Annotated in this window: 16 protein-coding genes; 4 read left to right on the forward strand and 12 right to left on the reverse strand. The window is 32.0% G+C overall.

Features of this window, described 5'->3' with window-relative positions; all coding sequences use genetic code 11:
• Positions 1 to 242 precede the first annotated feature (242 nt).
• From Q0992_RS08610 to Q0992_RS08620, 3 genes are read left to right on the forward strand one after another with little or no spacing between them, the layout of a single operon-like run.
• Complete coding sequence (locus Q0992_RS08610; RefSeq protein WP_299522498.1) at positions 243 to 1,037, forward strand: hypothetical protein; 795 nt, start codon at positions 243 to 245, stop codon at positions 1,035 to 1,037.
• A gap of 16 nt (positions 1,038 to 1,053) precedes the next feature.
• Complete coding sequence (locus tag Q0992_RS08615; protein ID WP_299522501.1) at positions 1,054 to 2,136, forward strand: hypothetical protein; 1,083 nt, start codon at positions 1,054 to 1,056, stop codon at positions 2,134 to 2,136.
• 12 nt (positions 2,137 to 2,148) lie between these two features.
• Entirely contained in the window at positions 2,149 to 2,847 is a 699-nt protein-coding gene (locus Q0992_RS08620) for a hypothetical protein (protein ID WP_299522504.1), read from the forward strand.
• A 73-nt stretch (positions 2,848 to 2,920) separates the two neighbouring features.
• On the opposite strand, the gene Q0992_RS08625 is transcribed toward Q0992_RS08620, so the two are convergent.
• The 12 genes from Q0992_RS08625 to Q0992_RS08675 all read right to left on the reverse strand — a co-directional run bounded on the left by Q0992_RS08625 (position 2,921) and on the right by Q0992_RS08675 (position 10,216).
• The gene (locus Q0992_RS08625; protein WP_299522507.1) at positions 2,921 to 3,292 is read right to left on the reverse strand and encodes a hypothetical protein; all 372 of its coding nucleotides are present in this window, start codon (positions 3,290 to 3,292) and stop codon (positions 2,921 to 2,923) included.
• The gene (locus Q0992_RS08630; RefSeq protein WP_299522510.1) at positions 3,289 to 3,792 is read right to left on the reverse strand and encodes a thermonuclease family protein; all 504 of its coding nucleotides are present in this window, start codon (positions 3,790 to 3,792) and stop codon (positions 3,289 to 3,291) included. Before Q0992_RS08630 ends, Q0992_RS08625 begins: the two co-directional genes overlap by 4 nt.
• Before the next feature lie 61 nt (positions 3,793 to 3,853).
• Positions 3,854 to 4,765, reverse strand: a complete 912-nt coding sequence (locus tag Q0992_RS08635; protein ID WP_299522513.1) for a hypothetical protein — start codon at positions 4,763 to 4,765, stop codon at positions 3,854 to 3,856.
• A gap of 2 nt (positions 4,766 to 4,767) precedes the next feature.
• A complete protein-coding gene (locus Q0992_RS08640; protein ID WP_299522516.1) occupies positions 4,768 to 6,030 on the reverse strand; it encodes an ABC transporter permease in 1,263 nt (420 codons plus the stop codon).
• 2 nt (positions 6,031 to 6,032) lie between these two features.
• On the reverse strand, positions 6,033 to 6,425 hold the full coding sequence (locus tag Q0992_RS08645) for a hypothetical protein (RefSeq protein ID WP_299522519.1): 393 nt from the start codon (positions 6,423 to 6,425) through the stop codon (positions 6,033 to 6,035).
• A gap of 6 nt (positions 6,426 to 6,431) precedes the next feature.
• Positions 6,432 to 6,731 (reverse strand): excalibur calcium-binding domain-containing protein, encoded by a 300-nt coding sequence (locus tag Q0992_RS08650; RefSeq protein ID WP_299522521.1) that lies wholly within the window; start codon positions 6,729 to 6,731, stop codon positions 6,432 to 6,434.
• Positions 6,732 to 6,733: 2 nt separating this feature from the next.
• The gene (locus Q0992_RS16865) at positions 6,734 to 6,982 is read right to left on the reverse strand and encodes a DUF4236 domain-containing protein (RefSeq protein WP_367277953.1); all 249 of its coding nucleotides are present in this window, start codon (positions 6,980 to 6,982) and stop codon (positions 6,734 to 6,736) included.
• Between the two features lie 6 nt (positions 6,983 to 6,988).
• The gene (locus Q0992_RS08655) at positions 6,989 to 7,126 is read right to left on the reverse strand and encodes a hypothetical protein (RefSeq protein WP_299522524.1); all 138 of its coding nucleotides are present in this window, start codon (positions 7,124 to 7,126) and stop codon (positions 6,989 to 6,991) included.
• A gap of 98 nt (positions 7,127 to 7,224) precedes the next feature.
• Positions 7,225 to 7,560 carry a YegP family protein gene (locus Q0992_RS08660; RefSeq protein WP_299522527.1) on the reverse strand — a complete coding sequence of 112 codons (336 nt, stop codon included), beginning with the start codon at positions 7,558 to 7,560 and terminating at the stop codon, positions 7,225 to 7,227.
• Between the two features lie 96 nt (positions 7,561 to 7,656).
• Positions 7,657 to 8,322 (reverse strand): response regulator, encoded by a 666-nt coding sequence (locus Q0992_RS08665; protein WP_299522545.1) that lies wholly within the window; start codon positions 8,320 to 8,322, stop codon positions 7,657 to 7,659.
• 2 nt (positions 8,323 to 8,324) lie between these two features.
• Positions 8,325 to 9,962 (reverse strand): tetratricopeptide repeat protein, encoded by a 1,638-nt coding sequence (locus Q0992_RS08670; protein ID WP_299522530.1) that lies wholly within the window; start codon positions 9,960 to 9,962, stop codon positions 8,325 to 8,327.
• A gap of 80 nt (positions 9,963 to 10,042) precedes the next feature.
• Positions 10,043 to 10,216, reverse strand: a complete 174-nt coding sequence (locus Q0992_RS08675; protein WP_299522533.1) for a hypothetical protein — start codon at positions 10,214 to 10,216, stop codon at positions 10,043 to 10,045.
• Between the two features lie 339 nt (positions 10,217 to 10,555).
• Here Q0992_RS08675 and Q0992_RS08680 point away from each other — a divergent pair.
• A partial coding sequence (locus Q0992_RS08680) for a hypothetical protein (protein WP_299522536.1) occupies positions 10,556 to 11,256 on the forward strand: 701 nt, incomplete at its 3' end.

Below are 11,256 nucleotides of genomic sequence, written 5' to 3' on the forward strand. Positions count from 1 at the left end.
GAGAAACATTCATGTTCAGCGCAGCTAAATCACATAATCGTATTTTCTCTAAATAAAGCTGATGCGATGTCTCACACAGGGTTCGACATGACGCTGTTTGTCATTTCGAGTGAATTTTGCACGTCAAAGTGCAAAATTTGTATCGAGAAGTCCCTTCAACTAAAGCAATATACCCTGTATTGGGTATGGTTTGCCATAGCATTCACTACTAATTTTAATTATTAATCAAAACCAAACGAATTATGAAGAATTCCATAGTTATTCTCTTAACAATTTTATTCTTAAATCCAATTCTGAAAGCACAAAATTTCAAAGTAGGAGATTTAGTTAAGCTTTCTAATACAGTTCCAGTAATTAATAGCTCTATTGATGTTTATTCGGATGATGCTAATAATGTAAAGGTGCTAAACTTTTTAGAATCAGGTGTTATATTCAGAGTTGTTGATATTTCAGATACTGAGGTAAAAGTTATAGCTTTACCCTTTGAGGTTAAAACTGGAAAACAAAAGAAGAATTTCAAAGAAAAAAAACCAGATGAAAAAATAAAAAGTGAATATTACAATGATAAAGTGTATTCAATAAGTTTAAAGAATTTTAATGCTTTTGCTGTATCTTATGTAATCCCAGATAGAATTAGTGTAGGACTACTTACATTACCATTTAGAGCTAGACCACAAGATGATTTTTCTTTCCATACAGAATTTAACTTAAGTACTGCAGTTAATTTTAAACTAGGCAGTTTTAAGGGCTCTACTTTTAATTGGCAATTTGGAGCTGGAATTAGTAGTGTTGGATTAAATTCAGAAAACTCTCTTGGAATTGAGAGTGGTGAATCTCAGGATGTAGCAACATTAACATTATTTACTGGACCTATGTTACAATACAAGAAAGTTCAAATTGGGCTTTATTTGGGAGTAGATCAAATCAATAATCAAAGTAATTATCAATGGAAGAGCAATGGAAATTTATGGCTAGGATTTGGCGTTGGATTTGATGTTTTTTCAGTATCTGTGTCTACGCCCAAAAATGGGCAATAAATAATCTTAATTTATTATGAATTATCTAATTACTCTAGTTCTGTTATTTAATTTTAGCATATGTATTGCACAAACTAAAAACAAAAATTCAGTAAAAGTAGCACACGAAAACACTATTTATGATATTTTGCAAAAATCATGGGTAGCTAATGAGCCTGTTTCATATCTGGCACCTGTGGCACATATTAATTCTGTTGGAAGTCGGCGTATTCCATTGCGTGAAGGTGAAAACCGCAGTAGTAATTTCTACCTATTTGAGGCAAATATTAATCTAAGCTTTCCATTGTTTTTTGGTAAAAAAACAGGCGGTCAAAATAGTAAAAGGAGCAGAATCACTTTCGACTATAATGGCACGTTTAGAATGACTCTCGATGAGTCCAAACCACTTACACCAGGGAGTAATAAAGTTGGGTTCTCTTGGTATTTTAATTTGTATAATAATTACACTGGTTGGGCATATGGTAAACTTCAGACCGAACAAAACCAAATGCTAGATTCAAAACCTGAAAAATTAAAATTTTACAATTTATTGGTTAGGGTGCATCATTACAGTAATGGCCAAGGTCCCGGATTTTTTTATGTACCAGATCCTGATACGCCAGATGTTTTTAGAAACTCATATCTCGATGGTGATTTTTCAACGAATTATATATGGGTTCAATTGACTAAAGGCACCTTCAATAAGAATATTAGTTCATTGCACCAAATGAGCTTGGCTTATCGTTATGATTTTGGTGATGAAACAAGTTCCCTGGCTTATTCAATGCAGCAAGAAGAATCATATGGTCGTCATCGTTTATTGGGTAGTTATGATTATAGAACTGAGAAGTTTAGCGAAAAACTTGAATTACACTTCAGAACAGAACTGGGCTATATTCTAGATAACTTGGATAATTTTCAAGCCAACTTGGTGGATGACGATAATAAATATCGATTTAATATCAGGGCTTTGTTAGAAATTGCGCCGAAAAATCATAGAGCTGTAGGTTATTTTGTGTCGGCTTATTATGGTAGGGATTATCTTAACATTAGATACGACGATATTATTTACAGCATACAAGGTGGTATAACATTGAGCTTGGATAAATTCTTTTTCTAATACAAAAACGTTATGAATGTTAAGTCAATTTTAAATAAAACAAAAAGTACGTTTAATCAAACTTTCAGAATTGTAAATCGTCTTCCTGAAACTGAACGTATTACTGCAATTGTGTTAATGTTTATTCCTATGGTATTATCTATAGTAGATAATGGACAATTATGGAATCTAAGACCAAGTATAAGCAATTATGCTTACATGAATCAGAGTTACTGGTTTGGAAGTCTGCTTGCCCTAGCAGGTGCCCTGTTTATATTTAATGGTGCCCAACATATGAAATCACGAGATTTTAAGATGAAATTAATGCAAGAGCAAAATTTTTCATTGCAGACTATAGCATCCATGCAAGATGATTTTGATAATCCCGATCGCTTTGGTAAAGGTTACAACATCATATTTGGAATAGCACTTTTTGGTGTCATTTATTTCGATCATTTAACCTATGTGATTATGCATTATGCCATGGCATTAATATTCTATGGTGGTTGTATTATTATGATGATTTTTAAACCTAGGCCACAAATAAAAAAATGGGGACAAGTATTAGGTACTTTAACCTTATTGGCCTTAGTCTTTCATTTTGTGCTAGAATATTGGATCTTAGTGGATAAGAATTGGTATACTCTGCTTTGGGCAGAATGGATAGGCCTCATCTTTATAGGTATCTATTTTATTAAAGATTCATTGTGTTATTCACCCATAAAAAATTAAATGAGTTAAACCTATTAATAACTAAAATAAGCCGTTGTAAAACTGAGGGCTTTTAATCTTTAATAGCATTTAATCAATGTTGGTAACACCTGCCATTCGCATTTTTGGTCTTTCGTTTGCAGCGTTTGCCAGACTTAGTTTTACCCGTGCATTGGGTAGCTATTACCTTTTTAGTAGTTGTGGATTCGTCCTTTGTTTCCTTTTTTAATGCGAGTGAGTTGGCATTCTCCTTGGTATTTTTAGCGGTAGGTTTGCAGATCTTACAAGCTGTATATCCTAAGGCTTTAGCTTTGTCTAGTTTAATAGCCTTTTTTGAGTATTTCAGATAACGACATTCACTCTTGTGGTATTTTTTGCCTGTTTTAGTGACATAGACAGTTTGGGCAGCGACATTATGACTTATAGCAAATGCTACAAAGAAAACTAAAATTCTAAGCACTTTCATTCTTTAGACTTTTTCTTTTGTAAATCTCTCCAAACCCAAGGAGCAATCGCATTTTGATCTTGCCATAAGCCTACTTTATTCGTTCTGGCTTCGTCTTCAAGAGCTTGTAGCAGACTATCATTAGAATATTTTCTATAGTGCCATGCCAAACCATTTTTAATCAATTCATGACTTAGACTTAGAGAATCGTCATAAATAACATGACTAATGTACCTTCGGTATCTGTCTTTTTTTAAAACATTTAATGTGACCGTCTTACTAAAAACCGCATCAGATGCAAATTGTTTGGCTCTTTTAGAAAAGGGTTGTTTGCGTTCTGGACAATCGATATCGGCCAACCGCACTTTTATCAACGTAGAATCCTTGGTCAATAGCTTAAAAGTATCACCATCAGTTATCGCGACTACTTTGCCAACAATAGTTTCCTTTTTTATTGATTTTGAATCTGTTTTTAGCGAAATAATAATGAGAAGTAAAAAGGCAAACCAATATTTATACATTTATTTGATTATTTGAACTAATAATTAAAGTTACAAATTGTGAATTATTTATTATAAATAATCACTTTTGCAGGATAAACTCTTTTATTAATTTATCCATATTCGCAGGTAAATTGGCAGTTTTTAGTTCGAATTGTTTTACATTCATTTTTGTGAACCAATCCGACCAGTATTGACTTATAACATCTAGCTCATAAGGATTTTTCGTGTCGGGATTAAGACCTAGAACCAAAATTTCTAGTTCACCTAAATCATCCCTGCCAGTAATAAATCCAAAATTTTGGTTTTGTATCCGATCTTTCCAATTGGATTTGTTTAGTTTGAATCTTCTTATGTCTTGTGGTGTTAAATAAGAGGTGAGATTCTTTTCTTTTTGTCTTGAGTCTTTATGATACAAATAGCCATCAGTTAAAATAACAAGTATGTTTCTATGGTCTTTTTGAACACAGAAGTCTTTGACATTTGTTTTAAAGAAACCCCAAATATCAGATCCAACGTAATTGTCATCATCAATAGCAGATTTATAGATGGTCTTTGATATGCTATCATATAGGGTAGAGGTATTTTTTATTAATTCGCGTTTGGCATTATCTTTCGTGAAAGTTATGTTTAAAGAGTTTATCTTTTCATTCAATTCATTATCGGCAGGTTCAGGGTCAATATAAAGCTGTATATGATCATTAATTTTAAGACTTCTCTTGTTTCTTACATGCCATTCAAAACTTTGCACAATAGAATGAATATAGCCTAAATCCCTTTCAAAATAATTCATTGCTGGGTTGGGATACTTATTAGGATTTATTCTATCTGATAAATCAACAAGAATACTAATATTAAGATTAGGTCTATTGGGCGAGAGCTTTATGACCTCCTCTTCTAAAGTAGATGTATTATTGATTTTTTCATAGGAATCACTCTTACAAGAATTTAGAGCATATATCATTACAAATAATAGACATAGATGTTTCATCATTTTTAATTTATAAGTTTATATAACCTACCTTCATAATCTTCATTATCAATATTGTGTTCTTGTAAATGCTTGAGTTCTTCTTCTTGACATTTAGAAAGCAATTCTTCACGACGTTTAAGAGAATCGAAATTATCGGCTATTGCTAAAAACCATCCTTTTACGTATTCGGCATGATAGGTTAAATAATGTTTGTTAGAGAAAACGAATCCATCAATAGTTCGCTGTGGGTCATTAATTTTACCCTCAATGCTAGCAATTTCTTCTTTGATAGGATTTACTTTCTGTAATAACTTAGTTAGATTGATTTCGCAGTTTTTGATATCCTCTCGTTTGGTTCTAATAAATGATTTTATTTTATCAAAATTGTCATATTCTTTCATTATGAAGTCAAATACAAGTCCCCAAATAATATACACTATAAAGCCTGCAAAAATAATTCCCCAAAACTCTACGGAAGAAAAGGCAATAGACAAGTTGAAATCAGGTGAATCAGGTGTTTTTAGAATATCATAGATTTTTTTCTCTATTTGATAGGCAAGAATCGCATCAAATATAAAAGTAACCAGAAATAGTGTTGCTATTTTCGAATATGATAGCCAGTTTTTATGTTTTTGAAACATGTGAATTAAGTATCCCAACCCCATAAATGCAAAAGGTATTGTTGTTACAAAAATACCTTCAAGCCATCCGTCTTCTATTGCTTTGGATAATGCATGGCCATCGAAAATGGCTGCAGTTAATTCATCAGTATCAAAGCTTTTAAAAAATGCAGAAAACGAGGCAGATATATAAAAAACCAAAAGATAAAATGTTATAGGTATAAGCACAATTAGTCCCAAATAAAATTGTGCTTTTGGTTTTTTGTCAACGTCGAGGCCATACTTTTCTGGACTTCTTTTGACTTCTACCATATCATTTTTATATGAAATTATCTTTTGCTCCATTTGTGCAATGGATTCATTCAATAATGCTAGTGCGGTTTTTCTCTTCTTGAGTTCAGTCTCATGATTTCCTTTTTCGTCAACATAAGGTGCTTTCAGTTCTTTTTGAAGATTCTCATTCTCTCTACATTTTCCTTTATAGTCCATATAAACATCTTCTAAGCAAGCTTTAAAGATTCTATGATTGCCCTCTGCCTGTTTTGAAGAGCCGTAGCCACTTTCAAAGAAAGTAAGCTTGATTTTGTTGATATCTTCTTCAGATTCTTTCTCTGCCTTTTTAGGTTCGTTATTTTTAAGTTTAAATATTTTTTTTAATTGACTCATGATTATTCTTTTAAGAGTTCGATTAAGTTTTCCTTAGGTAACTTTTGTTTTGCATTATCTAAAAGGAATTGACATAATTCTTCTATATTTTCTTCGATGAAGCCAAATTTTAGGCAGTATTTTTTGAGAGTGTTTTTTTCATCATCCGTAACTATATTATCTGCCCAAATCATTAATGCTAGATCGTATAGGTATTCAATTTTTTCTTCAAGTGTTTTCGGTATACCTGGGATATGAGACGGATTAAGAAGTATATCGTCCAACTGTTCCCTAGTAACACCACGTTCTTCAGCAAATTTGTACAGCATTTGCATTTCTAAAACGTCAAAATTGTCATCAGCAAAAGCCATTTGATAAAGCCTAAGAAAGTGACTTTTTAATTCTATAGATATCATAAATATTTAGTTTGGTAGGTTTTCACATGCAATGCCATCATTATCAGCGTCTAAATTTCCAAAACAGTTAGGGTCGTTATTGTAAGCAGATTGAGCTTCAGATTGAGTTGAGAAATCTGAACAAGTTTTACTTTCACAATTAGAATCATCAGAGCAAGAAATAAAAATCAATAGTGCCATTAGCAACAATGTGCCTAGACACCCACTTTTACTTTTTTTATCGTAAAATTTCTTATTTCTGGAATTTACGTAATGTCCTTGTACATAAGTACCATCCTTTTTATAATAACCTCTGCGATAGCCCATAATTAGATTTTGATTAATAATAGTATTATTGGGATGCTCGTGACTATGAGAATCAAAACCACGCAACCACTTTTAGATGATTTAGAGAAGGTTTTTCTATACGACAGACCTGGAATGCCCGTTCGTATTGAATACCCCTTTGAGCTTAATGAACCTCTTTTTGTTCTATAACTTGGTGTAATACTAGATTTACTAATGTTAATACCTAAACCTTTACCAAGTTTTATTCTTTTTTGAAACCTGAACCCCATTTTATTCTATTTAGGTGGTTTTCTTTTGTGTGGTTTTACTGGAACTGTCTTAGGGCCAGGTTTGGGTTTATTTGGATTTGGTCTTGGGGTTGACGAAGGTTTTGACCTTCTATGTGGCTTTACAGGTACTGTCTTCTTTGCCATAAGTTTGTGGTTTTAATGTTTTCCCAAGCCAAACATAAACCCATTAAAAACCAAAACCTTACGGTATTCCGTAAGGTTTTGGTTCTTTTACATACTTTCTAAGAATTATCTTCGGTGTCAGCTATTGGAGCATCTCTTTTAACTGCATTAATGCCATTATCTCTTGCTTGTGCAGAATTATACATTTCACTTGTACCAATAACTTCACTATTGGTAGCCTTCAAATTGAAATAATATTGCCCATTAGAAGCTACTTTTCTTACATAATTATTATCATAAGGTGCATGAACTTTTACTGAGGTAATACCGCCAATACAGTTTTGTTTAGTAGTGTAGGTTTCACTATTCAAAATTACTTCACCGTTTACAGCATATAAATTGAAGTAAAACTGGTTATTACTACTTTTTCTAATAATAAATTTTGGGAATCCCATAGTTTTTGATTTTTGATATTAATAATACCCAAACCTAAAACCATAGCAGAAGTATTCCTTACGGAAAACCTTATGTTAGAAAAAATGTATTATGATTTAAATAAGTCCTAAGTCTTTCATTTTAGCTACCAAGTGTGTAGCATTATCAGCTTTAAACTTAATGCGTAGTTTGTTAATTCGCTTTTCTATAGAACTAACACTACCCGGTGAGATATTATTTTCAATGAAGTAACGGCTTATGCCTTTTTGGTCTAAGCCTAAGGAAAGTTGTTTGGTAAGTTCAATATCGTAATCTGTTATTTCTAGGTCAACTTTTGAACTCAAAGCATTTGCAACCTGAGGTGATAAGAATAGCTTCTTGTTGTATACCGAATTTATTGCTTCAGACAATTCTTGTGAACCCTTACGGTCTTTACAGACGTAAGCATTCACACTATACTTATTGACCAATAAGCGTACTTTTTGCAATTGGTCTTTCATAGAATAAACAACGATAGGTAAGTTGTTATTTTGCTCCCTCAATTTGGCGATTAAATCTTCACCAGAAATGATGTCGCATTCGCGATGATCCTCTTTAAAGGATAAATCAGTTATTAATAAATCAAAAGGGTCTTTGTCTAATTCAGCTCTTTTAATCTTTAAGTAGGCCTCATCACAGTATTGAGAATTATGAATATTAGTAATTCCATGGGTTTTTAAAATGTCTAATACCCCATTATTAATATCGTCGTGGTCATCTACAATAAGCACTTTTTTGAACATACTCACATCTGTATTTTTGCTTTAAAGCCATTATTAATTCTAGACTCAAAAGTAATAGTACCTCCAATAGCTTTAATACGGTTTTCCACATTAAGTAGTCCATTGCTCTTTTTTAAGTCACAACCTACACCATCATCACTGTAATTGATAATTGTCTTTTTTTGTTTGTTATTAAAAGCAATGACTACCACGGATGCCTTACTATACTTTTTCATATTTATTAATAACTCTTGTAAGATTTTGTATAGAGCAGTTTTTTTAGCTCTTGAGATTTTACCCCAAGCTATTTTAGAAACATCTTTAATAATGATATTTGTATACTCTGTATTATATCTTAAAGCAAGGTCATTAAGTATTTCTTTATAGTCACCTTCTAAATCTATTTCTCCAAGCTGTTTAGAGATATCTCTGGCTTTATCATAAATGAGTTCAATATCGCCCTTTATGTTTTGGTTTAAATTATTGTCAGCTTGTAATGTCGTCATAACCTGAAATACATCATTGGCAATATCATCATGTACTTTTTTTGATATACTTGATTCTGTATCAAAGACTTGTTGTAGTTTTTCTTTTTTGTGTTTGGATTTTAAAAAGAAGTATGTGAAAACAGAAATAAGTAGAATGGATAATCCAATGAATAGATAGATTAAATTTATATTTTTTTGACGTTCATTCTCGAGCTGGCTATCTTTTAATTTGAGTTTTGCCTCGTTTGCTATTTTTTCTTGCTTTTCATAGTCATATTTTTTACTAATGTATTTATTAGTACTAAGGTTATTGGCAATAATAATACTGTCCGAAAGTCTAACAAATTCCCTAACATTTGAATCTCTATTCGATAAGGCATTAAGGCGCAAAGATTCCAATCTAAATAAAGGTAGATTGAGAGAACTAGCCATTTCATTCGCTTTTGAAGCATATATTAGAGCTTCATCTTCATTATTCTTGTCCATATAATAATCCATCAAGTGCGTGTAGCTCGAAAAGATACTTTCTTTATCATTCATTTCTAGACTAGTTTTAAGGGCTTCTTTCATCCTTTCTAAAGCACCCGGAATATCAAGCTTAGATTCATTATAGCCTAAATTGTCTAAAATTCTCCATCGGTAATTGTACTCTTTTATTGAGTTGGTTTTTTTATATGCTTCATTTAAGATATCGACTGCTAGCTTATATTCTTGCACGTCAGAATAAATGTTGGCTAGATTATTTAAGGCTGTAATACTATCATTCAAAGTTTCAGACAATTGTAGTAAATGATTATATTGCCTTATAGCACTCTCATAATCATTCACTTTTCGATAAATCATTCCCAAATAGTTATATGATGCTTTTCTTGCTTCCTTACCTAAAGAATCTAAGTGTCTATTTTCCAATAATTTTAATGTTTGGACAACTGACAACTCGCTTTCAAACAGTGCTCCTTTTTTGAAATACCCTTGTGTCACATTTCTTAAGATATTAACGGCTGTGACCGTATCTTTGGCCTTTAAATACTTGTGGCTTAATTTCTCAAAAAAATGAATGGCTGAGTCCAAAGCAACATTGTTCTCATTTGAGTGCCAGATAGCATTATAATATAAATAGCGCTTGTCTTTTTCTTCTTGTCCGTTTAAACCTAACGGGAGAACACCGCTCACAAAAATTATTAATAAAAAAAAGAGGAATGATCTTCTTGTTGACTTCATTCCTCTAAAATACTAAAATATTAATGCGCTCATTATCCACCAATAGGGTCATCTCCAGGCGGTGGTGGCGGTGGTGGCGGTGGTGGCGGTATATCATCACCACAACAGGCTTGCGGTGCAACTTCTTCCGTTAAACTCTCAGGATTGCATGAGCTAAAATTTAGGGCAATAAAAAACACTCCTAATAGATATATTACTTTTTTCATTGGATTAAAATTTTTCAAAAGGGTTGCTGTCCGAAGTTTTTCGGATAAGTTTTGTGCAACCCTTTCTGGGTTATACACTTGTTTCAATTGGGAAGTGGGAAAGTGTATTACAATAGCCTACAGAAGCTTCCCAAGCCGACTATATCGCTATCGCATTACGGTATTCCGTAACAATCAATTTTGTACATTAGTTATGTTAGCAAGGCATAACTAGAATTGATTCTGAAGCAAATTAATTGAAGAATTGAATAATTATTATTGACAGACTATTGACATCTTTTTGACATCTGATTTTTATATTTTTAAACAATTAATTTTCAAGACTTTAATTAGATCTACATGGAAACTGAGGAAATAAATAGAGAGGAACAAATCAAAGGATTAATACTGCTGGTCTTTGATAAAGCTAAGAGGAAATCAAAAAAGAATAAGGCTTATGGATTATCCAAATTTCTCGAACTAATTGTTGATATAGATCAACGGACATTAACTCGTTATTATAATGGATATATATTAAATAGAGAAGCAGATAGAAGGACACCATACGACTATAATTTAGATACGCTAAGTAGATATCTAGGCTTTAATAATTTTGCAGGATATTGCTCAAACATAGAAAACTTAAAAGTTAAGATTGCTCTTATTGAAAAGAATAATGAACTAGAAAAGAAATTAGATAAAATAAAAAAAATTGCTTTTGTCTGTTGCTTGATATTATTAATTGTTGCCTTTCTATTCATTCATAAATATTACAAGAAGAACTGTATGATATGGGTAGAAGATCACTATGAAAAGATAAGATGTTCAGGATTGGAAACTGAAAAACAACTAGATGTTGAAACTCTAGAAAATCTAAAAAAGGTAACTATTTGTAGAGATTCTATATTGACTTCTAAAGGAAAAAGTATTACTCACTATCTGAAACTTAATAACAAAGTCGAATTTTTCACATATCATGGTAGTCATCCTATTTATGAAGAAAAAACTTTAAAAGAGATTACTCCGAGGATAATTGAAAGACATGTACAAGCTTGCGATTC

It is taken from the genome of Winogradskyella sp. (assembly GCF_028289625.1).
Lineage (GTDB): Bacteria > Bacteroidota > Bacteroidia > Flavobacteriales > Flavobacteriaceae > Winogradskyella.

What these genes read in the sequence shown, in the direction of transcription:
- Q0992_RS08610 (WP_299522498.1), top strand. Translation starts at nt 243, where the DNA reads ATGAAGAATTCCATAGTTATTCTCTTAACAATTTTATTCTTAAATCCA.
- Q0992_RS08615 (WP_299522501.1), top strand. Translation starts at nt 1,054, where the DNA reads ATGAATTATCTAATTACTCTAGTTCTGTTATTTAATTTTAGCATATGT.
- Q0992_RS08620 (WP_299522504.1), top strand. Translation starts at nt 2,149, where the DNA reads ATGAATGTTAAGTCAATTTTAAATAAAACAAAAAGTACGTTTAATCAA.
- Q0992_RS08625 (WP_299522507.1), bottom strand. Translation starts at nt 3,292, where the DNA reads ATGAAAGTGCTTAGAATTTTAGTTTTCTTTGTAGCATTTGCTATAAGT.
- Q0992_RS08630 (WP_299522510.1), bottom strand. Translation starts at nt 3,792, where the DNA reads ATGTATAAATATTGGTTTGCCTTTTTACTTCTCATTATTATTTCGCTA.
- Q0992_RS08635 (WP_299522513.1), bottom strand. Translation starts at nt 4,765, where the DNA reads ATGATGAAACATCTATGTCTATTATTTGTAATGATATATGCTCTAAAT.
- Q0992_RS08640 (WP_299522516.1), bottom strand. Translation starts at nt 6,030, where the DNA reads ATGAGTCAATTAAAAAAAATATTTAAACTTAAAAATAACGAACCTAAA.
- Q0992_RS08645 (WP_299522519.1), bottom strand. Translation starts at nt 6,425, where the DNA reads ATGATATCTATAGAATTAAAAAGTCACTTTCTTAGGCTTTATCAAATG.
- Q0992_RS08650 (WP_299522521.1), bottom strand. Translation starts at nt 6,731, where the DNA reads ATGGGCTATCGCAGAGGTTATTATAAAAAGGATGGTACTTATGTACAA.
- Q0992_RS16865 (WP_367277953.1), bottom strand. Translation starts at nt 6,982, where the DNA reads ATGGGGTTCAGGTTTCAAAAAAGAATAAAACTTGGTAAAGGTTTAGGT.
- Q0992_RS08655 (WP_299522524.1), bottom strand. Translation starts at nt 7,126, where the DNA reads ATGGCAAAGAAGACAGTACCTGTAAAGCCACATAGAAGGTCAAAACCT.
- Q0992_RS08660 (WP_299522527.1), bottom strand. Translation starts at nt 7,560, where the DNA reads ATGGGATTCCCAAAATTTATTATTAGAAAAAGTAGTAATAACCAGTTT.
- Q0992_RS08665 (WP_299522545.1), bottom strand. Translation starts at nt 8,322, where the DNA reads ATGTTCAAAAAAGTGCTTATTGTAGATGACCACGACGATATTAATAAT.
- Q0992_RS08675 (WP_299522533.1), bottom strand. Translation starts at nt 10,216, where the DNA reads ATGAAAAAAGTAATATATCTATTAGGAGTGTTTTTTATTGCCCTAAAT.